This is a genomic window from Streptomyces sp. NPDC046985, from assembly GCF_040644415.1.
Lineage (GTDB): Bacteria > Actinomycetota > Actinomycetes > Streptomycetales > Streptomycetaceae > Streptomyces.
This window is the reverse complement of sequence record NZ_JBEYWK010000021.1, coordinates 38,746-61,398: the sequence shown is the minus strand read 5'-3', so window position 1 is coordinate 61,398 and position 22,653 is coordinate 38,746. Positions and strand designations below refer to the sequence as shown.

Genomic DNA, 22,653 nt, shown 5'->3' with positions numbered 1-22,653 from the left:
TACGGAGCCGAGCCGCGGGGTGTCCCCGTGCTGCCCGGCTCCCCCACAGGGAGAGGCACCCGCCGATCATGAACATCCGCCGCTGCGCCGCGGCCCTGGCCGCCGTCGCCGTGATCGGCAGCTCCGCGCCCGCCGTCGCCGCCGGTACCGCCCCATCCCCGTCCGGGCGGCCCTCGCTGCCCGCCGGGCTCTACGGCGGCGCCGACCCCAAGTACGACGGCGTCTGGCGCCAGTCCCTCGCCCTGCTCGCCCAGCACACCGCGGGCGTGCGGCCCGCCGTGAAGGCCGTGGACTGGCTGACGGGGCAGCAGTGCGCCGACGGCTCGTTCGCCGCCTTCCGCGCCGAGCCGGCCCACGCCTGCGACGCCAAGGCCATGGCGGACAGCAACAGCACGGCCGCCGCCGTCCAGGCGCTCGCCGCGCTCGGCGGTCACGGCGCGGTCGTCGGCAAGGCGGTGGCCTGGCTGAAGTCCGTGCAGGACGCGGACGGCGGCTGGGGGTACATGCCGGGCGGTCCCAGCGACGCCAACTCCACCTCCGTCGTCATCGGCGCCCTCGCCGCCGCGGGCGCTGAGCCGCAGGACGTCGTCAAGGGCGGCAAGACCCCCTACGACGCGCTGCTCGCGTTCGCGCTGCGGTGCTCCGGGGACGGGGGCGGCGCGTTCGCCTTCCAGCCGGACAAGAAGGGCGAGCTGGCCGCCAACGCCGACGCCACCGCGGCGGGCGTGGTGGCCGCGCTCGGCCAGGGCATGGCCGCGAAGGCCGGAGGCGCGGGCAAGGCCCCCGCGTGCTCGGACGCGGGCGGGGCCACGCCCGAGCGGGCCGCCGCCAACGGCGCCGCGTACCTCGCGCACGCCGTCGCCAAGACCGGCCACCTCACCTCCGCGCTTCCCGGCGCGGCCGCGCAGCCCGACTACGGCAACACCGCCGACGCGGTCGTCGCGCTCGCCGCGCAGGGCGGCGCCGGCCAGGCCCGCGAGCCGCTGGAGTGGCTGGAGAAGCACGCCGGGGCGTGGGCCCGGCAGAGCGGCCCGGCCGCCTGGGCGCAGCTCGTCCTTGCCGCGCACGCCACCGGCGCCGACCCGCGCGACTTCGGCGGCCTGGACCTGGTCAAGCAGCTCGACGCCACCGGCCCGGCGCCGCAGGCGGCTTCCACGAAGGCCGCGGCCTCCGCCAAGGCCGCGGACTCCGCGAAGAGCGGCGGCGCGAGCGGCGGCACGTGGTGGTTCGTCGGCGCCTGTCTGGTGGCGGGCATCGGCATCGGGTTCCTGCTGAGCGGACGCAAGAACAAGAAGGTGGGCTGACCGTGGGCCGCCGCGTGCGCGCGCTGGCCGCGCTGCCCGTCCTGCTGCTCGCCGCCGCGGTGGCGCTGACGGCGGGCGCGGGCCGGGCGCAGGCGGTCGGCTACCGCTACTGGTCGTTCTGGGAACGCGACGGCGGCGCCTGGCACTACGCCACCGAGGGGCCGTCCACGGCCCGTCCCGGCGACGGGGACGTGCAGGGCTTCCGGTTCGCGGTGAGCGAGGACTCGCAGGACGCGGCCCGGCCGCGCGGCGCGGCCGACTTCGCGGCCGTGTGCGGTGGGACCCCGGCCCGGCCGGGCAGCAAGCGGGTCGCGCTGGTGCTGGACTTCGGCACCCGGGCCGACGCCCCGTCCGGCGAGGCGCCGCCCGCTCCGCGCACGGCCTGCGCGCGCGTGGCGCCGGACGCCAGCACGGCGGACGCGCTGGCGTCCGTCGCGCGCCCGCTGCGCTACGACGCCAACGCCCTGCTGTGCGCCATCGGCGGCTACCCGCACCAGGGCTGCGGCGAGCAGGTCGCGGCGGGCGGCGGCCACGCGACCCCGCACCCGGCCGGAAAGCCCGACGGCGACGGCCCCTCCGTGGGCCTCCTCGCGGGCGCCGCCGCCGTCGCGGCCCTGGCCGGCGCAGCCGCCTGGCAGGCCCGACGGCGCAACCATGCCTGACACACCGCACGCCCCCCAACAGGCCACGCCCACCACCCCAGATCTCCCAGCCGCCCCCAGCCACAGCCCGCACCTCGGGCCCGACGCACCCGTCCCCGGCCCGCACACCGGGCCCGACGCGGACACACCGGACGCGCCCGGCGACGACGCCAGCCCACGCACCGGCCCCAGCGCAGGCACGCCCGCCGCACCCGGCGACAGCCGTCCACGGACCAGCCCGGACGCGGGCGCCTCCGCCGCACCGGGCCCCCGCCCGCACACCGGGCCCGACGCGGACACGCCGGACGCGCCCGGCGAGGACGCCAGCCCGCGCACCAGCCCCGGCGCAGGCACAGCCGCCGCACCCGGCCGCACTCGCGCGGGGACTGGGCCCGACGCACCCGGGCCCGGCGCGGACGCGTGCGGCGACGCCCACGCGGGCGGGGGCCGTACGGGTGCCGCGGGCGCGTCCCGGCCGCCCGGCGGCGCCCCCGCAGGCGCCAGCCCCAGCGCCCGCGCACCCGGCGGCACCCGTACGGCCCCCGGCACCCGTACCGGCACCCGCACCCGCACCCCCCTCCCCCCCGCCCCCAGTCGCCGTCACGCAGGCGGCGCCCCCCGTGTGCATGCCGGGGCCTGGTGGGTGTGGGCGGTTGCGTTGGCGAGCGGGGTCACGCGGACCAGCAATCCGCTGCTGCTGGCGCTGCTGGTCGCCGTGTCCGGGTACGTCGTCGTCACCTGCCGTCCCCGCACCCCGTCCGCGCGCTCCTACGCCGCCTTCGTGCGGCTCGGCCTCGCCGTGCTCGGCGTGCGGCTGTTCTTCGCCGTCGCGCTGGGCTCGCCCATCCCCGGCACGCACGTGCTGGTGACGCTGCCCGAGGTCCCGCTGCCGCACTGGGCGCAGGGCATCCGGATCGGCGGCCGGGTCACGGCCGAGTCGGCGGTCTTCGCCCTGTACGACGGGCTGAAGCTGGCCGCGCTGCTGATCTGCGTCGGCGCCGCCAACGCCCTCGCCGCGCCCGCGCGGCTGCTGAAGTCGCTGCCGGGCGCGCTGTACGAGGCGGGCGTGGCCGTCGTCGTCGCGCTCACCTTCGCCCCGCACCTGGTCGCCGACGGCCGGCGGCTGCGCGCGGCCCGCAGGCTGCGGGGACGGCCCGACCGGGGGGTGCGCGGGCTGCTGCACGTCGGGCTGCCGGTCCTGGAGGGCGCGCTGGAGCGCTCGGTGGCGCTGGCCGCGGCGATGGACGCGCGCGGCTACGGCCGCACCGCCGAGGTCGCGCCCGCCGTGCGCCGCACCACCGCCGCGCTCACCCTGGGCGGCCTGCTCGGCGTGTGCGCCGGGACGTACGGGCTGCTCACCGCCGAGGGCGGCGGCTACGGGCTGCCCGTGCTGCTGGCCGGGGCCGCCGCCGCGCTCGCCGGGCTGCGCCTGGGCGGCCGCCGCTCGCCGCGCACCCGCTACCGCCCCGACGCCTGGAACCCGCGCTCCTGGCTGGTCGCCGCCTCCGGCGCGGCGGTCGCCGCGCTGCTCGCGCTCGCCGCCGTCCGCGACCCCGGCGCGCTGCACCCCGGAGCGGTGCCGCTGACCGCCCCCTCGCTCCCCCTGTGGCCCGCCGCCGCCGTGCTGCTCGGGCTGCTGCCCGCCTTCGCCGCCCCCGCGCCCAAGCCCACCGCGCCGCCCGCACCCGTCCGCGCCTTCGCCGAGGAGCCGTCGTGATCCGCTTCGAGGACGTCTCGGTGACCTACGCCGGGGCGGCCGAACCCACGGTGAGCCGCGTGGAGTTCGAGGTGCCCGAGGGCGAACTCGTGCTGCTGGTGGGGCCGTCCGGGGTCGGCAAGTCCACGGTGCTGGGCGCGGTGAGCGGGCTCGTGCCGCACTTCACCGGGGGCGTCCTGCGCGGCCGGGTCACCGTGGCCGGCCGCGACACCCGCACCCACAGGCCGCGCGAACTGGCCGACGTGGTCGGCACGGTGGGGCAGGACCCGCTGGCGCACTTCGTCACCGACACCGTCGAGGACGAACTCGCCTACGGCATGGAGTCCCTGGGCCTGGCCCCGGACGTGATGCGGCGGCGCGTGGAGGAGACGCTGGACCTGCTGGGCCTGGCCGATCTGCGGGACCGCTCGATCGCCACGCTGTCCGGTGGGCAGCGGCAGCGGGTCGCGATCGGCTCCGTGCTCACCCCGCATCCGAAGGTCCTCGTGCTGGACGAGCCGACCTCCGCCCTGGACCCGGCCGCCGCCGAGGAAGTGCTCGCCGTCCTCCAGCGGCTGGTGCACGACCTGGGCACGACGGTGCTGATGGCCGAGCACCGGCTGGAGCGCGTCGTGCAGTACGCCGACCAGGTCGTGCTGCTGCCCGCGCCGGGGGCCGCGCCGGTGCTCGGCGCCCCGGCCGAGGTGATGGCCGTCTCGCCGGTGTTCCCGCCGGTGGTGGACCTGGGCCGGCTGGCGGGCTGGTCGCCGCTGCCGCTGACGGTGCGCGACGCCCGCCGCCGGGCCGCCCCCCTCCGCACCCGCCTGACCGCCCACGCCCCGGGCGCGGCGCCCTCGGCCGCGTCGACCGGCCCGGCCGTCTCCTCCCCCAGCGGCTCACAGCCCCCGCACGCCCCGCAGCTCCCCTCGCCCCGGCGCGCCCCCGGCCGCCTCCGGTCGCTGCTGCGGCTGCCCGGCGGGCAGCGGGCCGCCGGGCAGCGCACCGCCCCCGACGCGCAGCCTCCCGCCCCCGCCGCCGAGGTCCGTGCCCTGGCCGTGCGGCGGGACGGTGTGCAGGCGCTGCGCCACGTGGACCTGAGCGTCGCCCCCGGCGAGACGGTCGCCCTGATGGGGCGGAACGGCGCCGGGAAGTCGACTCTGCTGTCCTGCCTGGTCGGCCTGGTGACGCCGTCCGCCGGGCACGTGAGCGTCGGCGGCGCCGTCCCGCACCGCACGTCGCCGCGCGAGCTGGTGCGCCGGGTGGGTCTGGTGCCGCAGGAGCCGCGCGACCTGCTCTACGCCGAGACGGTCGCCGCCGAGTGCGCCGCCGCCGACCGGGACGCGGGGGCCGCGCCCGGGACCTGCCGGGCGCTGGTCTCCGGGCTGCTGCCGGGCGTGGCCGACGACACGCACCCGCGGGACCTGTCGGAGGGGCAGCGGCTCGCGCTCGCGCTGGCCGTGGTGCTGGCCGCCCGGCCCCCGCTGCTGCTCCTGGACGAGCCGACCCGCGGCCTGGACTACGGCGCGAAGGGCCGCCTGGTGACCGAGCTGCGCGCGCTGGCCGCCGCCGGGCACGCCGTCGTGCTCGCCACGCACGACGTGGAGCTGGCCGCCGAACTGGCGCACCGGGTCGTCCTGCTCGCCGAGGGCGAGGTGATCGCGGACGGCCCCACCGCCGAGGTCGTCGTCTCCTCCCCCTCCTACGCACCCCAGGTCACCAAGATCCTGGCCCCCCACCGCTGGCTGACCGTCGCCCAGGTCCGCGAGGCCCTGTCATGACCCCCGACACAGCAGACACGCCAGGACCTACGGGCACGCCTGGCACGCCCGGCACGACGGGCACGCCTGACACGACGGCGGCCACGCCCGCCACGACGGCAGGCACCCCGAAGACCGCAGGCCCCGCGACGGCCGCAAGCACCCCGCAGGCCGCACGCAACCCCAAGGCCGCACGCCCCCCGAAAGCCACAAGCGGCCAAGCGCAACCGCAACCCCAAGCACGAGCCGTCCGCCTGGGCCCGCGTTCGCTCGTCGCGCTCGCCCTGGTCAGCGCGGTCGGCGTGGCCGCGTTCGGCTGGCCGTTCGTCGCGCCGCCCGGCTCGCAGCTCAGCGCGCACGCGCAGGACGCGCCCTGGCTGTTCGCGGGGCTGCTCCTGCTGCTGGTCGCGGTCGCCGCGGCGGCGATCTCCGAGACCGGGCTCGGCCCGAAGGCGGTCGCGATGCTCGGCGTGCTGGCCGCGGCGGGAGCGGCGCTGCGCCCGATCGGGGCCGGGACCGCGGGCATCGAGCCGATGTTCTTCCTGATGGTGCTCAGCGGCCGGGTGCTGGGACCCGGCTTCGGGTTCACGCTCGGCTCGGTGACGATGTTCGCCTCCGCGCTGCTCACCGGCGGCGTGGGGCCGTGGATGCCGTTCCAGATGCTGGCCATGGGCTGGTTCACGATGGGCGCGGGCCTGCTCCCGGGCCCGGACCGGCTGCGCGGGCGCGGCGAGCTGCTGCTCCTCGCGGTCTACGGCTTCCTCGCCGCCTTCGCCTACGGCACGGTCATGAACCTGGCGGGCTGGCCGTTCCTGGGCGCCCTCGCCTCCTCCCTCGCCTTCGACGCGCACGCCTCCGTCGCCGCCGACCTGGCCCGCTTCGTCGCGTACTGCGCGGCCACCTCGCTCGGCTGGGACCTCGGCCGGGCGATCGTCACCGTGGTCCTGACCGCGGTGGTCGGGCCCGCCGTGCTGCGCGCGCTGCGCCGGGCCACCCGCCGCGCCGCCTTCGAGGCGCCGGTCGCCTTCGACGCCGCCGACCGCGCACCGACGGCGACCGCGGGCTCTCCCACGGCGACCGCCCCGGTGAAGCGGCCCACATGACCCAGATCACCTACGAAGCCGGGCCGTAGCCGCAGCCCTCCGTCCCGCACGCCCTGTCACCCGGCGCGACCTGCGCTTCGAAGGACCGAGCCCCCACGTCACCGCGCCCGATATGCGACCAGCAGTAGTAACAGGGGGGTTTGCGCGCAGATTTCCGATTTGCTTCTCTGGGCGTCGTCGCCAGGAGGCTGCGGCCCGGTCGGGTTCGCTTGCCCCAGGCAGTCCCTCTCCCGCTCCGGCGGGCTCCGGCTGTCCGCGCGACCCCCGTCCCCGACGTAAGAGGTACTTCGTGTCTGCTCCGTCCCTTTCGTTCATCCGTCGCATCGCCTCCCCGAAGAAGGCGCTCACCACCGCCGCCGTGGCCGCCGCCACCGCAGGCATCGCGCTGACCTCGGTTCCCGCGCACGCGGCCACCGCCGACCCGGCCACCGACGCGAAGACGGTCGCGCACCGGATGATCCCGGACGCCGCGCAGTTCCACGCGTTCAGCCAGATCGTCGAGCACGAGAGCGGCTGGAACATCCACGCCACCAACACCGCCTCCGGCGCCTACGGTCTCGTCCAGGCCCTCCCGGCCTCGAAGATGGCCTCGGCCGGGCCCGACTGGAAGAACAACCCCGCGACCCAGATCAAGTGGGGTCTGGACTACATGAACTCCCGCTACGGCAGCCCGGTCAAGGCGTGGAGCTTCTGGCAGGCGAACGGCTGGTACTGAGCCGACTTCCCGGGGCCGCCCCCGCCGGCGGCCCCGGTCCGAGCCGCCTCACGGCGCCCGTGGAGGCGACGGCCCACGATCCCCGGGCCGTCGCCTTCGCCGTGTCCGCCCCCGCCCCCGGCGGGGGTTCTGCTTTTCTGAGCCCATGACAGCCGACCCGCAGCCAGACGACCGCGCGGACGACGACCCGGAGGCGCGCGGGCTGCGCCTGGTCGCGGTGCTGCTGGGCCTGACCGTGGTCAGCGGCCTCATCGACGCGGTGTGCTACATCGGCCTCGGCCACGTCTTCACCGCCAACATGACCGGCAACATCGTCATCCTCGGCTTCGCCGCCGCAGGCGCCCCGGACTTCTCGGTGGGGCACGCCGCGACCTCCCTGGCCTGCTTCGTGGCGGGCGCGGTGGCGGGCGGCCGGGTCGCGGGCCGCTACGGCGGCGGCTCCCGCCGCGCCTGGGCCCGCGCCACCCTCGCCGTCGAGGCGGTGATCGTCGCCGTGGCGGCGGCGGTCGCCTACGCCGTGCCGCTCACCGGGGGGACGGTGTACGCGCTCATCTCCCTCACCGCGTTCGCGATGGGGCTGCGCAACGCCTCGGTCGGCAAACTGGGCGTCGCCGACCTGAAGACCACGGTCCTGACGACGACCCTGACCACCCTCGTCGCCGAGTCCTGGCTGGCCGGAGGAACCGGCCAGCGCGCGCCGCGCCGCAGGGCCGCGATCGTCGCCCTGCCCGCGGGCGCGGCCCTCGGCGCGTGGCTGGTGCTCCACGGCGACCTCGGCACCCCGTTGCTGCTCGCTGCGCTGGCGTCCGCGGCGCTGGCCGCGGTGACGTCCGGCCGGGACTGATCAGCCGGAGACGGCCGCCCAGTGCACGAACGCGCCGAACGCGGCGGGCGCGACGGTGAGGACGGGACCGGCGGTCACCTTGGAGTCGCGGACGGCGACGGCGGCGCAGGGGGTGTCGGCGACCTCGACGCAGTTACCGCCCTGGTCACCGCTGTAGGTGGACTTGTGCCAGGCGAGCGCTCCCATGGGCGCGCACTCGACGCACTCGCCGCCCTGGTCACCGCTGTAGGTCGACGTGCGCCAGGCGAGGGTGCCGACGGGCGCGCATTCGACGCAGTTACCGCCCTGGTCGTCGCTGTAACTGGACTTACGCCAGTTGCTCTCCATGCCGCTCCTCCATCACACGCCGGATCAGCTCCGCCGAGTCCTTGATCGAGAGCGCGGCGGCCTGGAGGTGATCGTAACGGAGCGAGCACTCTTTGACGGTGTCCGGGTTCGCGGTTGGGTGTCCAGTTCCGTAGCCCTCCGTATAGACGATGGTCGGATCGCTGATGAACCGGAAAGTCGTGAACGAGCCTTGCAGTCCTGCGTGCTCACCGGCTGAGAACGGCAGAACCTGGACGTTGATCCTCGGGTTGTTCTCGAACGACGCCAAGTGGGCCAGTTGCTCTCGCATGATCTCCCGGCCGCCGATCTCCGAGTACAGCGCGCCCTCGTTGAGGATCATCCAGAAGATCGGCTGCTCCTCCTTGTCGAAGATGCGCTGGCGAGCCAGTCGTACGGCGGTCCGATCGTCCAGGTTGTCCTGGTCCAGCACACCGAGCACTGCACGTACGTACGGCTCGGTCTGGAGCAAGCCGTGGATCATGTGCGTCTGGAACGTGCCGATTTCCAGCGCCTTGCCTTCCAGCTCCGCCGCTTGCTGAAACCAGCCTGGAAGCTGACTCCGCATCACCAAGCCCACGAGCCGGGACAGCAGTCCCCCCGTCCCCAGCGCCGCGTCCACGCGCTCGCTGAACTCCTGCGTCGGCAGCTTCCGCGCCGTCTCGATCTGGCCCACCAGGGACGCCGTGTAGTTGATGATCTCACCCAACTGCCGCTGGGTGAGCCCGGCCGCCTCGCGCAGGCGGCGCAGCTCGTAGCCGTAGTAGTCGAGCGGGGAGGCCCCCGGGTCGAGGACGTTGATGTTGGTCACGCTCGGTCCCCTTCTCACACGGCGCCCACTGGCGGACCCGTTGTGTTCTGCCAGTAGCCCAGGGTAGTGACAGCAGGTCAACCTCGTCCTGTGAATGACTACTTTCCCTCTGTTCTCGCCGGGCCGAGTCCCGCGCAGTACCGGATGAACCTCACCGCCGGTGATCACTCCGCGCGGCACATCCGCCGTATCGTCCGCTCCTACCTCGGAGAATGGGGCCTGGCGGAGCTGACGGACGCGGTCGAGCTGGCCGTGACCGAGCTGGTCGCCAACGTCGTCCGGCACGTCCCCGACCGCCGCTGCACCCTGCTGATTCAGCGTCAGGAGACGGGCGTGCGGGTGGAGGTGGCGGACACCTCGCCACGGCAGCCCGCCACCCCGGCCGGGCTGTCGGCGGAGGCGGAGGGCGGGCGCGGGCTGCTGCTGATCGACGCGGTGGCCGACAAGTGGGGCGTGGAGCCGAACGGCGCGGACGGCAAGACCGTCTGGTTCGAGTGCCGCTCCTCCTGAGCGCGGCCCGGGGCGGCGGCCCCGGGGTCGGCGGGTCAGCGGGCGGCGGGTCAGCGGGCGGCGGCGGGCTCCGGATCGGGGTCCCGCGCCGGACGCGGGGCCGTCCGCGCCGCACGCGGCCCGGACAGCAGGTAGGTCAAGGCGAAGCCCGCGCCGACCACGGTCGCGCCGCCGACCGCGTCGAGCACCCAGTGGTTGGCGGTGGCGACGATCGCGGTGACGGTGAACAGCGGGTGCAGCATGCCCGCGGCCTTCATCCAGCGCCTGGGCGCGACGACGGCGATCACGATGCCGCAGAACAGGGCCCAGCCGAAGTGCAGGGAGGGCATCGCGGCGTATTGGTTGGTGACCGCGGTCATCGCCCCGTAGTCGGGCTTGGCGAAGTCCTGCACGCCGTGCACGGTGTCGATGAAGCCGAGGTCCGGCATGAGCCGGGGCGGGGCCAGCGGGTAGAGCCAGAAGCCGAGCAGGCCGAGCAGGGTGGCGAAGCCGAGGGCGGCGCGCGCCCAGCGGTAGTCGACCGGGCGGCGGACGTAGAGCACGGCGAGGAGGGTCAGCGGGACGATGAAGTGGAACGTCTCGTAGTAGAAGCTGAGGAAGCGGTTCAGCCAGGGCAGGGCGGCCACGGTGTGGTTGAGCCAGTGCTCGACGCCGATGTGCAGGAACCGTTCCAGGGAGTGGATCTGGTGGCCGTGCCGCTCGGCGGTGGCGCGGTCGGCGCTGGCCGCCAGGCGCACCTGGGAGTAGGCGGCGTAGGTGACGCGGATCAGCAGCAGTTCGAGCAGCAGGTTGGGGCGGGTCAGCACGCGGCGCAGGGCCGGGACGAGCGGGACGCGGGAGAGGCGGGCCGGGACGGGCGCGGCGTACTCGGTGGGGACGGGCCTGCGGTAGTGCGCGCTCGCGCGGGAGAGGAACGGGACCGCGGTCGCCGCGGCCAGGGCGGCGAGCAGGACTGCGTCGTCGCGCAAGGGGGCCATCGCGGGCACGTTCGGCAGCAGCATCTTCGCCGGCAGGGTCATGACGAGGACGACGGCGACCGGCCAGACGCAGCGGTCGGAGACGCGGCGGCCGACCCGGCCGACGACGGCGAGCAGCACCCACAGGAGCTGGTGCTGCCAACTGGCGGGCGAGGCGGCGATGGCCGCGCAGCCGGTGACGGCGACCGCGAGGAGCAGTTGGCCGTCGCGGGCGTAGCGGACGGCGCGGCGCAGGCCGAGGACGGCGACGGTCGCGCCGAGGGCCAGGAAGAGGGCGATCTCCGCCGGGCCGGTCAGGCCCAGGCGCAGCAGGGCGCCGTGCAGGGACTGGTTGGCCGGGCCGTCGGCGGGGCCGCCCAGGCCCGTGCCCGCGGTGTGGTGCAGCCAGTAGGTCGCGGAGTCGTGCGGCATGGCCGCCCAGGCGAGGGCGGTGCACGCGGCGAACGCGGCGCCGCAGGAGGCGGCGGCCCTGCGGCGGCCGGTGAGCCACAGCAGGGGCGCGAAGAGCAGCATGGCGGGCTGGAGGGCGGCGGCGAGGCCGACCAGCGCGCCCCCGGCCCGCTGCCCGCGCACGGCGCAGCAGCCGAGCAGCACGAGCAGGACCGGGATGATGCTGGTCTGGCCGAGCCAGAGCGCGTTGCGCACCGGCAGCGACAGCATGAGCAGGCTGATCGCGACCGGCGCGGCGAGCAGCGCGGTGCGGCGGCCGACCGGCTGGGGCAGGGCGCGGGCGGCGACCAGGCCGAGGGCGGCGACCAGCAGCAGCGTGCCGAAGACCCATCCCCACCCGAGGGCGTTCTCGGCGGCCCGGGTCAGCGGCTTGAGGACGAGACCGGCGAAGGGGGCGCCGGTGAAGCGGGAGGAGTCGTAGAGGGAGCCGTCGACGTGCAGGACGCCGCCCGGTCCCACCCAGGTCTCCAGGTCCGTCAGCCGCTCCCCGCTCGGGGTGGACAGGACGACGGCCACCTGTCGTACCGCGAGGATCCCGGCGATCAGCCAGAGGCCGAGGCGGGCCAGGCGCAGCCGCGACCCCTCCGTGGACCCGGCCGTCCGGAGCGCTCCCGCTCCCGCCCCGCTGTGCTCCGCATTCGCCACGCCGCGTCGGCCTCCCCGCCCCGTCGTCCCGCGCGCCAGGCTGCGCCGGAATCCTGCACGACCCGCACGACTGCGTCGTCCGCCCCGCCTTGTGTCCGCACGACGATAGTCCGCGAGCGGTCCGGTTGCGCCCGCGGGGCGCGGTGGGGGGCGCGCGACGCGGTTCGCGTCGCGGGGCGCGGTGGGGTCGCGCTCGGCGGAATTGTCCTGTCGCCCTCGCATGGAACGGCTATATTCACCGGCGAATCCAGGTAGTTCAGCTAATTAGGCCCATGAAAGGCTTGATGCATGAGCGAGTCGCAGCTCTGGGACGACGTCGACGCCTACTTCTCCGACCTCCTCGCGCCGGAGGACGAGGCCCTGAAGGCCGCGCAACGCGACAGCGAGACGGAGGGTCTGCCGCCGATCAGCGTCACCGCCAACCAGGGCAAGCTGCTGCATCTGTTCGCCCTGCTCCAGGGCGCCCGCACGGTGCTGGAGATCGGCACGCTCGGCGGCTACAGCACGATCTGGCTCGCCCGCGCGCTGCCCGCCGACGGCCGCCTGGTCACCCTGGAATACGACGCCCACCACGCCGACGTGGCCCGCCGCAACATCGCGCACGCCGGGCTGGACCGGGTCGCCGAGGTGCGGGTGGGGCCGGCCTTGGAGTCGCTGCCCAAGCTCGCCGACGAGAACCCGCCCCCCTTCGACCTGGTCTTCATCGACGCCGACAAGGCCAACAACGCGCGCTACGTGGAGTGGGCGCTGCGGCTGACCCGCGCGGGCAGCCTGATCGTCCTCGACAACGTGGTGCGCGGCGGCGCCGTCACCGACCCCGGCAGCGACGACCCGGGCGTGCGCGGCACCCGCGCCGCCCTGGAGCTGATCGCCGGGCACGCCCGCCTGGACGGCACGGCCGTCCAGACCGTGGGCTCGAAGGGCTACGACGGCTTCGCCCTGGCCCGCGTCCTGGCCTGAGCGCTGCCGGGCCCCGGACCTGGGCCCGGGGAAGGGTCCCGGGGCCAGGTCCGGGGCCGGGGCCGGGGCCGTTCCCGGGCGCGGGGAGGGGCCGGTCCTGGGGACGGGGCTCACTCCTCGTGGTAGAAGCCGACGCTGACGCTGCGCGGGCTCGTACGGTCCCGGATGACGATCTCCCCCGCGCCGCCCGCAGGCAGCGGCACGGCGCCGCCGTACTCCAGCGGCCGGGTGTGCGGGCCGGAGGTCAGCCGGACCTCGGAGGCAGGCTCGGGCTGCGAGCCGCGCCGCCAGGCGACCTCCCAGGCGCCGTCGGGCCCGCACAGGAACACCAGATGCACCCGGGAGACGAACAGCCAGTCCTCGGGCGTGACCAGGCGGCACACGGCGCCGTCCCGGCCCACCCGCAGCACGGCGCCCGGGTCGCTCGGCGCCTCGGCCATCAGCATGCCGGCCGTGGCGCCCTCGTCCGTCCCGGAGACGGCGGCCATGGTCAGTTCGAGCACGTGCGCTCCTCGTGGTCAGGGGCGCCCGTGCCGCAGCCGGCGGTCCGCAGCCCTCGCCGGTGCTGCCGTACCGCCCGCCGGTCGTGCTCGGCCGCGCGCCAATGCCGGTGGCGGAGCGCCTGATTGACGCACCGCGCGGCATGATAAATCGCCCGGCCCAGCGGCGTCCGGCACAATGGCCTCATGAGGGGTGCCGTTAACGAGCGGCGAACCAGGTGACAAGTAACCAGTGGGTGACTTCTGGATCGAAGGGGCGCATGTGCCGCGCCGTTCTGGGCACTTCGTCTGACCGCCTGATCCGCCGGGTTCCGCACCCGTACGCTCCAGGGCCATGAGCACGACCGTCACCGTCCTGCCCACCGCCGAGCAGGTGCGCTCCCTCGCCGCGTTCGCCGCCGACCAGGTGCGGCAGACCGCCGACAAGCTCAAGCAGCGCATGCCCGAACTGGCCGAAGAACCTCTCACCGCTGACGCGGAACTGACCCTGAGCGTCCCGGAATCCCTGGCAAGGCCGTCAACTTGTTCGATCTTCGCAAGCAGGAGTCGGCGGCCGGTGGCAGAGCTTCAGCCGACGGCTCGGAGCCGTTCGAGGAGTTCGCCGACGCCGGCCGTGTGCGCGTATCGAGACAGCTCCGGTTCGAGGTCGCGCACCATCGTCACGCACCGGGGCGCGTCGATCCGGCTGGCCAGGTCCAGAGAACGGGTAGCGGTCGCCGCGGCGATCTCCGGTTCTCCGTCCCGGAGGTAGGTCTCGGCCTTGTAGGTCAGGAACACGGATCGTGTCTTGGAGCGGATGGCGGGCAGCAGGGCAATGCCCTCGTCCATCAGCCGGTGGGCTTGGCGCCGCTGGCCGAGATCCGCCAGGCAGCGCCCGCCGTCGGCCGCGAGATCGGCGTGCGACATCCATGAACACCAGGCGGGTGCAGGGTCGTGCGACGGCGTGTCCAGGGCCTTCTCCGCAGCGGTGAGGGCGCGGCGGCACCGGCCGCCCTCGTCGAGGACGGCGAGGGCGCGGGCCTGTCGCAGGTGCAGGAGAGACCGGGCGGCGGGGTGCCGGGTGCGCGGGATGGCGTGTTCGAGGATGTCGGCCGCCGTACGCGCGTCCTGGAGCCACAGCAGTTGGTAAGCGAGATCGGACAGGATGCCCGCGCCGAGGTCGCGCTGGGTGGCGGCGTGGGCGTTGTGAAGGGCGGCGTGCCAGAAGCGGCCGGCGGAGGCGTGGCGGCGTTCGTCGAAGTGCTGCCAGGCGATGGCCTGGGAGAGGGCGGCGGCCAGCGTGTGCAGCCTTTGTTCGACGGGGCGGGTGTAGCGGCCCTCGCTGATGAGGTCGGTGACGGCGGTCAGGTGCGCGTCGAGCAGGCGGTGGGTGTGCTGTCGGCGTTCGGTGGCGAGGCGGATCAGTTCGGCGCCGCTGTTCTCCAGCCAGGCGACCAGCTCGGCGTCGACTTCACCGCGCGCGGTGAGGCGCGGGAACCGGCCGGGCTCGGTGATGGCCCACTGGTGGGCGAGGGAGGCCAGGGAGCCGCTGGTGTAGGCAAGGAAAGAGCGGCGGTCCAGGGAGGTCATCAGGGCCTCTCGGAGGGAGGGGACGGCGTTGTGCGGGCCCAGCGGCAGCGGTCTGTCCTGGCTCGGAAGCCAGTGGGGCCAGCCGAGATGGGCGACGGCCGCGTAGTCGATGCCGAAGACTTCGGCGATGAGCGGCTGGGATTCGTCTTCGTCGGGGGCGGCCCGGCCGGTCTCCCACTTGTAGATCCGTGACCCCCTGGTGCCCGAGCGCAGGCCACGGCGCTCGGCGGCCCGCCGGATACGGCGGGCCAGTTCCTCCTGCGACCATCCGCGCTCGTTCCTGGCGTACGCGAGGGGGTGGCGGATTTCGTCGTCCACCCGCCCATTGCACCACCCGCTCCGCCCCCAGGGGGGCGGTTCGAGCAGACCGGGGATAGGGCGGGGACAGGGCGCGCGTCTGGGCACGGAGGCCGGCCGGGGCTGTACTCGTCGTGTCCCGCCCGGCGCCCGTGCGACCGGGCGGGACCACGGTGACGAACCCGTTCTCTACGGCCTTTGTCCCGCCCGCCGGGCTGCACCTCACCGCCCGTCGGGCGAGGGCCGAACGGAGCCTTCGCCACCCTGCGGGACGTCCGCCGCCGTCGACGCGCAGGAAGGGGACTGCCATGTCGTACGACCACTGAGCCCGAGGCATCCGGGGCGGGTCCGCTGGGGCGGGCCCGCCCTCCCCGCTCTGGAAGGACCCGCGATGCCCCCTGTGACCGACCGCTACGACCCCTTGGACCCGGAGGTCCTGCGCGACCCGTACCCGCTGCTGGCCGAACAGCGGCAGCGCGAGCCGGTGTTCTGGCATGAGGGCATGGACTCGTGGGCGCTGACCCGGCACGCGGACAGCGTGCGGGTGCTGCGCGACCACGAGACGTTCGCCCGCGATCCGCAGCGCACCGGGGGCACGGTGTCGGAGCCGTCCTTGAGCGTGCAGACGCTCGACCCGCCGCAGCAGAGCGCGGTGCGCTCCCTGTTCATGACCGCGCTGCGCGCCCAGGACCTCACCCGCATCGAGGAGCGTGCCCACCGCCTGGTGCTGGACCGGCTCGACCATCTGGCCGGCACCGGCCCGTTCGATGTGGTGGCCGAGATCGCGGTGCCGGTGTCCGTGGCGGTGGTGGCCGATCTGCTGGGTGTCGAGCCGCCGCCGTACGGGGAGTTCGCCGCAGTGTCGGACGCGATCATGCGGAGCATGGACGGTGGACTCAACCCGGCGCTCGTCGAGCCGGGCCGTGTCGCCCGCCAGCGGCTGAGCGACCTGGTCGACTCGTGGTTCGCGGCCTCGACCAGGCCCGGCCTGCTGGCCCGGGTCCAGCAGGCCGCGGCCCCCGACTCCGACGAACGCACCCGGCTGTACGTGAAGAACACCGCGCGGGTGATGTTCCAGGGCGGCTACAGCACGATGGCAGCCGCCGTCGGCAACGCCGTGCACACCCTCCTCGCCCACCCCGGGGCCCAGCACCAGATGAGGGACCGGGCACTGCTGGCCACGGGCGTGGATGAGCTGGTGCGCTTCGACGGGCCGGTGCAGGGCACCACGCGCACGGCGGTACGGGCGTGCCGGATCGGCGCATTCGAGATCGCCGCCGGGCAGAAGGTCGTCCCCTTGTTCGCGGCGGCCAACCGCGACCCGGCAGCCTTCACGCGGGCGGACGAGCTGGTGCTGGACCGCACCCCGAACCCGCATCTCGGCTACGGGTGGGGGCCGCACTCCTGCATCGGTACGACCGTGGCCCAGGCGGGGCTGCGCGCCTTGGTGGCGGCCCTGAACGACCACCCCGCCCGCCTGGCCGGCGCCGGCGACGGCGTCCGGCGCCGCACGGCGACCATGCGGGCCTTCGACACGCTGCCCGCCGCCCTCCTTCCCTGATCCTCCTCCCCGGCCAGGTGCCGCGAGGCGCCGCCCGCCCGGGTGTCCGCCCACGCCTTCAGGAGTCCGTCGTGCGCATCCTCATCGGCAACCACATCGATCCCTCGATCCGCGCGCGCGGCGACATGCGCGCCTGGACCCAGCGCCTGCTCTGGTTCGCCCGCCCCGGTGACCTGCTCATCCTGTGCTGCGAGCCGGACACGGCGTTCGTCGACTACGCCCTGGCCCACACCGGCGTGAAGCGCGAGGAACTGACCGTCCTGGCCGCCCCGGCCGGAGCGTACGGCGAGAGGCTGCTCGATCCCGCCTCACTGACCGTGCCCGCGTTCGTGGAGCAGGTGCGGGCCGCGCTCGGCCCGGATGGGGCCGGCGCGGTGAGCGAGGTGTTCGCGCTGTGGCCGTCGGCCGCCGTGGCACGGCTCGCCGACGCCCTGGGCGTGGCCGACCGTTTCCCTGGGGCGGCCTTCTTCGGTCAGGGCGGCGGGGAGATCGGCAACAACAAGGCGAACTTCCGGGCCCTGGCGGCGGCGGCCGGGGTGCCGATCCTGCCGGGCCGCATCTGCCGCAGCCGCATCGAGGCGATCGAGGCGACCGGCGCGCTGCTGGACACCTCTGCGAGCGGGGCCGTCGTGGTCAAGCAGGCCCACAACGGGGCCGGGGTCGGCAACCAGTTGCTCGTGCGCGATCAGGAGATGGCGGTGGACCACGTCGGGGCCCGGCACCTGCACCACCTGGCCCCGGGTGTCGACGGTGTGGCCGCGTACTGGGCGGAGCGGTGGCCGTGGGCGAGCGGGGAGAGGCGGTGGCCGGTCGTCGTCGAGGAGTTCGCGCCCGGAGCCGATGCGGTGTACTCCGAGCACTACGCATCCGAGGACGGCACCCGGGCCACCGAGACGGGCCGCCTGCTCTACGTCGGGCGGCGCCTGAGCCACCAGGTCGTGCCGCTGGACGGCGTCACCGCCCCGGTACGGGCGGCGTTGCTGGGCGGCGGCACCCGGCTGGCCGACGCGTACCGGGCGTTCGGCTACCGCGGGCACCTGAGCGCGGACGCCCTGGTCCTGCCTGACGGGAAGGTGGTGTTCACCGAGGTCAACGCCCAGGTCAGTGGATCGCTGCACATCTACCAGTCGATCGCCCACGCCATCGTGGACGTAACGGCCGAACCGGCCCGGCAGGTGGTCGAGTACCACGTCCCACCCACTTGGGCCGTTCCCTCCTTCGCCGCCTTCCTGGCCGCGCTCGACGAGCTGGACCTGACGTACGACCCGGCCACCCGGACCGGGGTGATCGTGTCGATGCCCGCCATTCCCCTCGCACCCGGGGAACCGGTGCAGTTCGTGTTCTGCCTCGCCTACGACCCCGCCGAGGGCCACGCGGGCGCGTTCGACCGGCTCGATGCGCGGTTCGCGACCGTGCCCGCCGACGCCTACGACGCCAGCCAGCACATCGGCACCGGCGCCGTGTCCTTCTCCTCCTGACTCGGGAGCCCCACCATGACCACCTCGCTCACCGCGGCCGCCCAGCTCTCCCCCGTCTTCGACGCGGACACGCTCGCCGCCGAACTCGCGGCCGTCACCGCCCACACCTGGAACCCGCAGCGCATCCACACTTACGGCGGGCAGGTCGGCCAGGCGGCCGCGATCGACTGGCGGGTCCTGCCCCTACGCAGCCTCGGCGGCGACCCGGAGCGCACAGACCCGGGCGGCCCGGGACCGCAGCCGTTCGCGCCGACGCGCTGGCTCGGCCGGCTGCCCTACCTCGCGTCGATCCTGGATTCGCTCCCGGCCCCGCTGAACGCGGTGCGGCTGATGGCGCTGGGGCCCGGCGCCGTCTCGAACCCGCACAGCGACCCCAAGTACCGCCTGGACCGGGGCATCGTCCGCCTGCACATCCCCGTCGTCACCGACCCGGGCGCCGTGCTCGTCCTGGACGGCGTCGAACACTGCTGGCAGCCGGGCGCCCTCTGGTACGGGGACTTCTCCCGCGAGCACCTGGTACGCAACACCGGTACGACGGTGACCCGGGTCCACGTCGTCATCGACGCCCTGCTCACCGCCGACCTCGCGGCCTGGTTCCCGGTGGCCTGGCAGGAACTGCTGACCCGTGGCGAGGTCCTGTTCAACCGCACCGGCCCGGCCGAGGCTCCCGCCTGGCCCGCCGGACTGCCGTACGAGGCGCTGCTGCCGTCCGGGTTCGCGGACTTCGACGCGGCCGCCCCGCTGGACGGCTCCCTCATCCCCGCCCGCATCGACCGCGGCGCCGACGGCGTTCTCGCCCTGACGATCGCTGGGCGCACCTTCGCCCTCGTCCCGGTCGGCGGCGCCGAGTTCCGCTTCTCCGGCTGGAGCGAGCAGCGCACCCTCCAGCCGGACAGCGACGACGGCGGCCTGACCCTACGGGTCCGCCGGGGCCGCGCGCTCGCCGACCGGCACGTGACCGCAGCCCCCCGCACCCCCTGACCCGCTCCGCGCATCCGAGAGGAACGCCCATGCCCCGCCTGAACAGTCACGACGACTTCACCCCGCTCAAGGAGGTCGTCGTCGGGTCCGCCGCCAACTACGTGGGACACGACCGCGACGTCAGCTTCGAGCTGTTCCACCACGAGAACCTGAAGGGGTTCCGGTCGGACTGGGCCTATCCGCGTCTGACGAGAGCGGCGGCCGGCCGCCGGGAGAGCTGGACCATCAAGGCGCGGTACGCCGAGGAGCTGCACGAGGACGTGGAGGCGCTGGCGGCCACGCTCGCCGGGCTCGGGGTCGTCGTGCACCGGCCGCTGCCCCTTCCTGCGGACGCGGCCCCGATCGCGGGCCTGGGCTGGGAGGCCGCCCCGACCCCGGCTCTGAACATCCGGGACAACACGCTGATCCTCGGGGGCGAGATCATCGAGACCCCGCCCGCGATCCGCTCCCGCTATCTGGAGACCCGCCTGCTCGCCCCGGTCTTCACCGCCTACTGGGAGGACGGCGCGCAGTGGACGACGATGCCCCGGCCCACCCTCACCGACAACAGCTTCGACCTGTCGTACGCGCGCGACACCGCGACCACCCTGGGCGGACCGACCGAGGCCGTCGACGACCCGCAGGTCAGCCCGTACGACGTCGGTGTGGAGATGATGCTGGACGGCGCGCAGGTGCTGCGGCTGGGCCGCGACCTGGTCGTCAACGTCGCGCAGGAGAACCACACCCGGGGCGCGGAGTGGCTTCAGAGGCACCTCGGCCACCAGTACCGCGTCCACCGGGTGTGGCGGATGGCGGACAACCACATCGACTCGATGGTCCTCGCCCTGAAGCCGGGGGTGTTCCTGGCCCGGCACGACGGCATCCGGGACCTGATGCCCGAGCCGCTGCGCTCGTGGCGCTTCATCGTGCCGCCGGAGCCGGACGCGGGCGCTTTCCCGGTCTACGACGACTACGAGGACCTGGTCCTCACCAGCCCGTACATCGACCTCAATGTGCTCTCGGTCGACGAGCGCACGGTGCTGGTCAACGAGGAGTGCGCGGGCCTTGCCAAGCTGCTGGAGGCCGAGGGCTTCGACGTGGTGCCCGTACGGCATCGCCACCGGCGCCTGTTCGGGGGCGGGTTCCACTGCTTCACCCTGGACACGCATCGCACCGGCGGCTTCGAGGACTACCTGTCGTGACCCGCCCTGGCGTGATGCTGCTGGACGCGGCCGGCCCCGAGGCGGGCGCCCTCGCCACGGCGGCAGCCGCCCGGGGGCACCAGGTCCACGCCGCGACCACCGCCGCGGCGTACACGGGCTACGGGCCGGAGCTGAAGGGCCTGCTGGCCGGGCACATCGTCACCGACTTCGCCCGGCCCGGCCGGGCTCTCGCCGAGCTCGCCGCGTACTCCCGCCGCTGGGGTGTCGGCGCGGTGCTCACCGTCAACGAGTACCTGACCGAGCTCGCCGCGCATCTCTGCGCCGAGCTGGGGGTGCCAGGCAACGACCCGGGCCGGGCACACGCGGCCCGGGACAAGGCCGCCATGGCCCAGGCGTTCGCGGCGGCCGGGGTGCGCATGCCGTACACGGTTCTCGTTCGGGACGACGCCGGGCTGCGGGCCGCGCTGGCGGACCCGCGGGTCGGCTTCCCGTGCGTCATCAAGCCCATCGCGGGGGCGGGCTCTGCCGGAGTCACGGTGGTGAGCGGCCCGGACGGTGCGGCCGAGGCCGCCGACGCCGCCCGCACGGTGGTCGGCATGTACGCAGGCGGCGGCGACCCGCGCGTCCTGGTCCAGGCGTACGCCGCCGGGACGGAGTACAGCGTCGAGTCCCTCACCCAGGACGGCGCCACGACGCATCTCGCCGTCACCCGCAAGCAGGTGACCGACGGCGCAAGCCGGGTCGAGACCAGGCACAGCCTCCCCGTCCGCCTGCCCCCGGCCATCGAGGCGGCCGTGTACCGGCAAGTGGAGGCAGCGATCCGGGCGGCCGGTATCCGGCACGGCGCCTCGCACACCGAGGTCATTGTCGGCGGGGACGGGCGGTGCGCGGTCATCGAGATCGGCGCCCGCCTCGCCGCCGGGCAGATCGGGGTCCTGATCCAGCACGCTCTGGGCATCGATGTCTGGGCCGCGCTGCTCGACGTCGCCCTCGGCCGTCCGGCCGCGCTCGCCCCGACCGCCCGCGGGTACGCGACTGTGCGGTTCGTGACCAGCTCGTGCGCCGGACGGCTGACCTCGCTCTCCGGGCTCCCGTCGGTGGGGCCGGGCGTGCCGTTCGTCCGCTGGCGGGCGGCGATCGGCGGCCCCGTCCACGAGCCGGACGCCAACGGCCACCGGCTGGGGTCGTTCGTGGTCACCGGCGCGGACGCCGCCGAGGTCGAGGAGCGGGCCGACGCGCTTCTGCGGCAGATCCGCATCCATGTCGAGCCGCACCCCAACGGGCCCGGTCAGGTCAGTGAGGCGAGTACCTCGGCCATCGCGCCGTAGCTCTCACGGACCGCGTCCGCCTTGGCCAGCCGGTGGCGCTCAAGGCGGATCGCGCCCAGGTGCCGGGCCTCGTACACTCGCGCCCGCCACATCGCGGCGGGCGAGCGGTCCAGCACTCCGTAGGACTCCCAGAACGCTTCGCGCTCGTCCGCCTTGGCTGTCGCCATACGGATGGTCCAGTCAGCGGCGGGGTCACCGAACCATGTGCGGTCTAAGTCCAGCACGCCGGTGATCACCGGCTCGGGGGCCGTCGGGTCCATCAGGGCGTTGACGGTCCACAGGTCTCCGGTCAGGAGCCTCGGTTCGGTGACCTCGTCGAGCACGGCGCGGCCGTGCGCGGCCACCGCCGCGACCTTCCGCACGTCGGCCGCGTCCAGGCCGGCGCCGTCCAGGTCGGCGGCGATCTCCTCCAGCGACGCGATCACCGCCTCGCCCCACGTCACGTGCCCCGGGCCGTTGACGGGCCCGAAGTGCGGGCCGCGCACGTCGTGCACGGAGCGGGTGACGGCGCCCATCTGCCGGAAGAACGCCGGCCACGCGGTACGCGGATACGTCCCCAGGTGCTCCGGGGCCGGGATGCCGTCCAGGTGGGTCTGGATCATCCAGTCCCGGCCGATCACCTCGTGCGACCAGTCGGCGGCGAGCACCTGCGGCATCAGCGGCGCGATCACCGCCAGCCACGGCAGGCTCGCGAACTCGTTCCGCATCAGGTGGCGCTCACTGCGGAACTGGCCGGCCTCGGGCGGCGCGACCCGCAGGATCACCGGCCGGGCCTGGTCGGCCAGGGTGACGCGGTAGACGTTGTTGTACATCCCCGTGCCCAGCTCGACAGCGGACACAGGCGTGGCGTCGCCGCCGAAGGCCCGTCGGCAGACCTCTCCGATCTCCTGCGCGGTCAGTGACTGCTGGAACGCCTCCGAGGCGCGCTCAACCGGCTGGAAGTCCATGCCGTCCAGGGTGCCCCGCCCGCAGGCTGTTCGTCACCTACACGCGTACGGCGCGGTCCGGCCGGAACGCGTCCGTCCTGTTGACACGGCGCTGGCCCACGGCCCGCTCACTG

General features: G+C 74.8%; 20 protein-coding genes. 14 read left to right on the top strand and 6 right to left on the bottom strand.

The features are described 5' to 3' along the window. Window positions 1-68 precede the first annotated feature (68 nt). The 7 genes from ABZ861_RS25175 (at window position 69) to ABZ861_RS25145 (ending at window position 8,060) form a co-directional block, all read left to right on the top strand. The gene (locus ABZ861_RS25175) at window positions 69-1,304 is read left to right on the top strand and encodes a prenyltransferase/squalene oxidase repeat-containing protein (protein ID WP_361634099.1); all 1,236 of its coding nucleotides are present in this window, start codon (window positions 69-71) and stop codon (window positions 1,302-1,304) included. Between the two features lie 2 nt (window positions 1,305-1,306). Next, window positions 1,307-1,966, top strand: coding sequence for an SCO2322 family protein (locus tag ABZ861_RS25170; protein WP_361634096.1), 660 nt, complete (start codon window positions 1,307-1,309; stop codon window positions 1,964-1,966). Between the two features lie 601 nt (window positions 1,967-2,567). Beyond that, window positions 2,568-3,662: an energy-coupling factor transporter transmembrane protein EcfT gene (locus tag ABZ861_RS25165; protein ID WP_361634094.1), complete on the top strand. Its 1,095-nt coding sequence runs from the start codon at window positions 2,568-2,570 to the stop codon at window positions 3,660-3,662. Then, entirely contained in the window at window positions 3,659-5,419 is a 1,761-nt protein-coding gene (locus ABZ861_RS25160) for an ATP-binding cassette domain-containing protein (protein WP_361634092.1), read from the top strand. The genes ABZ861_RS25165 and ABZ861_RS25160 overlap by 4 nt, the downstream gene beginning before the upstream one ends. Before the next feature lie 233 nt (window positions 5,420-5,652). Next, window positions 5,653-6,501 carry an ECF transporter S component gene (locus tag ABZ861_RS25155; RefSeq protein WP_361634323.1) on the top strand — a complete coding sequence of 283 codons (849 nt, stop codon included), beginning with the start codon at window positions 5,653-5,655 and terminating at the stop codon, window positions 6,499-6,501. A 289-nt stretch (window positions 6,502-6,790) separates the two neighbouring features. Continuing rightward, a complete protein-coding gene (locus ABZ861_RS25150) occupies window positions 6,791-7,216 on the top strand; it encodes a transglycosylase SLT domain-containing protein (RefSeq protein ID WP_361634089.1) in 426 nt (141 codons plus the stop codon). A gap of 145 nt (window positions 7,217-7,361) precedes the next feature. Beyond that, on the top strand, window positions 7,362-8,060 hold the full coding sequence (locus ABZ861_RS25145; protein WP_361634086.1) for a YoaK family protein: 699 nt from the start codon (window positions 7,362-7,364) through the stop codon (window positions 8,058-8,060). Here ABZ861_RS25145 and ABZ861_RS25140 read toward each other — a convergent pair whose 3' ends face one another. Next, entirely contained in the window at window positions 8,061-8,387 is a 327-nt protein-coding gene (locus ABZ861_RS25140) for a DUF397 domain-containing protein (protein WP_361634084.1), read from the bottom strand. It abuts the gene before it with no gap. Then, entirely contained in the window at window positions 8,368-9,195 is an 828-nt protein-coding gene (locus tag ABZ861_RS25135; RefSeq protein ID WP_361634081.1) for a helix-turn-helix transcriptional regulator, read from the bottom strand. Before ABZ861_RS25135 ends, ABZ861_RS25140 begins: the two co-directional genes overlap by 20 nt. Window positions 9,196-9,285: 90 nt before the next feature. Here ABZ861_RS25135 and ABZ861_RS25130 point away from each other — a divergent pair, with 90 nt between their 5' ends. Then, a complete protein-coding gene (locus ABZ861_RS25130; protein ID WP_361634078.1) occupies window positions 9,286-9,705 on the top strand; it encodes an ATP-binding protein in 420 nt (139 codons plus the stop codon). Between the two features lie 50 nt (window positions 9,706-9,755). Here ABZ861_RS25130 and ABZ861_RS25125 read toward each other — a convergent pair whose 3' ends face one another. Beyond that, on the bottom strand, window positions 9,756-11,705 hold the full coding sequence (locus ABZ861_RS25125) for a phosphatase PAP2 family protein (RefSeq protein WP_361634320.1): 1,950 nt from the start codon (window positions 11,703-11,705) through the stop codon (window positions 9,756-9,758). A gap of 360 nt (window positions 11,706-12,065) precedes the next feature. Here ABZ861_RS25125 and ABZ861_RS25120 point away from each other — a divergent pair, with 360 nt between their 5' ends. Continuing rightward, on the top strand, window positions 12,066-12,737 hold the full coding sequence (locus ABZ861_RS25120; RefSeq protein ID WP_361634075.1) for an O-methyltransferase: 672 nt from the start codon (window positions 12,066-12,068) through the stop codon (window positions 12,735-12,737). A gap of 110 nt (window positions 12,738-12,847) precedes the next feature. On the opposite strand, the gene ABZ861_RS25115 is transcribed toward ABZ861_RS25120, so the two are convergent. Together ABZ861_RS25115 and ABZ861_RS25110 are read right to left on the bottom strand one after the other, a co-directional pair. Continuing rightward, window positions 12,848-13,240: a hypothetical protein gene (locus tag ABZ861_RS25115; protein WP_361634072.1), complete on the bottom strand. Its 393-nt coding sequence runs from the start codon at window positions 13,238-13,240 to the stop codon at window positions 12,848-12,850. Between the two features lie 564 nt (window positions 13,241-13,804). Beyond that, window positions 13,805-15,124 carry a helix-turn-helix transcriptional regulator gene (locus tag ABZ861_RS25110; protein ID WP_361634069.1) on the bottom strand — a complete coding sequence of 440 codons (1,320 nt, stop codon included), beginning with the start codon at window positions 15,122-15,124 and terminating at the stop codon, window positions 13,805-13,807. 370 nt (window positions 15,125-15,494) lie between these two features. On the opposite strand from ABZ861_RS25110, the gene ABZ861_RS25105 reads away from it, so the two are divergent. From ABZ861_RS25105 to ABZ861_RS25085, 5 genes are all read left to right on the top strand, one after another. Then, window positions 15,495-16,664 carry a cytochrome P450 gene (locus ABZ861_RS25105; RefSeq protein WP_361634067.1) on the top strand — a complete coding sequence of 390 codons (1,170 nt, stop codon included), beginning with the start codon at window positions 15,495-15,497 and terminating at the stop codon, window positions 16,662-16,664. Between the two features lie 71 nt (window positions 16,665-16,735). Further along, window positions 16,736-18,142: a hypothetical protein gene (locus ABZ861_RS25100; RefSeq protein ID WP_361634064.1), complete on the top strand. Its 1,407-nt coding sequence runs from the start codon at window positions 16,736-16,738 to the stop codon at window positions 18,140-18,142. Between the two features lie 15 nt (window positions 18,143-18,157). After that, window positions 18,158-19,123: an aspartyl/asparaginyl beta-hydroxylase domain-containing protein gene (locus ABZ861_RS25095; protein WP_361634061.1), complete on the top strand. Its 966-nt coding sequence runs from the start codon at window positions 18,158-18,160 to the stop codon at window positions 19,121-19,123. A gap of 29 nt (window positions 19,124-19,152) precedes the next feature. Next, the gene (locus ABZ861_RS25090; protein ID WP_361634058.1) at window positions 19,153-20,304 is read left to right on the top strand and encodes a glycine amidinotransferase; all 1,152 of its coding nucleotides are present in this window, start codon (window positions 19,153-19,155) and stop codon (window positions 20,302-20,304) included. After that, window positions 20,301-21,593, top strand: coding sequence for an ATP-grasp domain-containing protein (locus ABZ861_RS25085; protein WP_361634055.1), 1,293 nt, complete (start codon window positions 20,301-20,303; stop codon window positions 21,591-21,593). The genes ABZ861_RS25090 and ABZ861_RS25085 overlap by 4 nt, the downstream gene beginning before the upstream one ends. Here the strand turns inward: ABZ861_RS25085 and ABZ861_RS25080 are convergent. Further along, window positions 21,554-22,540, bottom strand: coding sequence for an aminoglycoside phosphotransferase family protein (locus ABZ861_RS25080; protein ID WP_361634052.1), 987 nt, complete (start codon window positions 22,538-22,540; stop codon window positions 21,554-21,556). The genes ABZ861_RS25085 and ABZ861_RS25080 overlap by 40 nt on opposite strands. Window positions 22,541-22,653: the final 113 nt, after the last annotated feature.

Bases quoted from the DNA above. Each gene is read 5' to 3' on its own strand.
- ABZ861_RS25175 (WP_361634099.1), top strand. From the start codon at position 69: ATGAACATCCGCCGCTGCGCCGCGGCCCTGGCCGCCGTCGCCGTGATC.
- ABZ861_RS25145 (WP_361634086.1), top strand. From the start codon at position 7,362: ATGACAGCCGACCCGCAGCCAGACGACCGCGCGGACGACGACCCGGAG.
- ABZ861_RS25140 (WP_361634084.1), bottom strand. From the start codon at position 8,387: ATGGAGAGCAACTGGCGTAAGTCCAGTTACAGCGACGACCAGGGCGGT.
- ABZ861_RS25120 (WP_361634075.1), top strand. From the start codon at position 12,066: ATGAGCGAGTCGCAGCTCTGGGACGACGTCGACGCCTACTTCTCCGAC.
- ABZ861_RS25105 (WP_361634067.1), top strand. From the start codon at position 15,495: ATGCCCCCTGTGACCGACCGCTACGACCCCTTGGACCCGGAGGTCCTG.
- ABZ861_RS25095 (WP_361634061.1), top strand. From the start codon at position 18,158: ATGACCACCTCGCTCACCGCGGCCGCCCAGCTCTCCCCCGTCTTCGAC.
- ABZ861_RS25090 (WP_361634058.1), top strand. From the start codon at position 19,153: ATGCCCCGCCTGAACAGTCACGACGACTTCACCCCGCTCAAGGAGGTC.
- ABZ861_RS25080 (WP_361634052.1), bottom strand. From the start codon at position 22,540: ATGGACTTCCAGCCGGTTGAGCGCGCCTCGGAGGCGTTCCAGCAGTCA.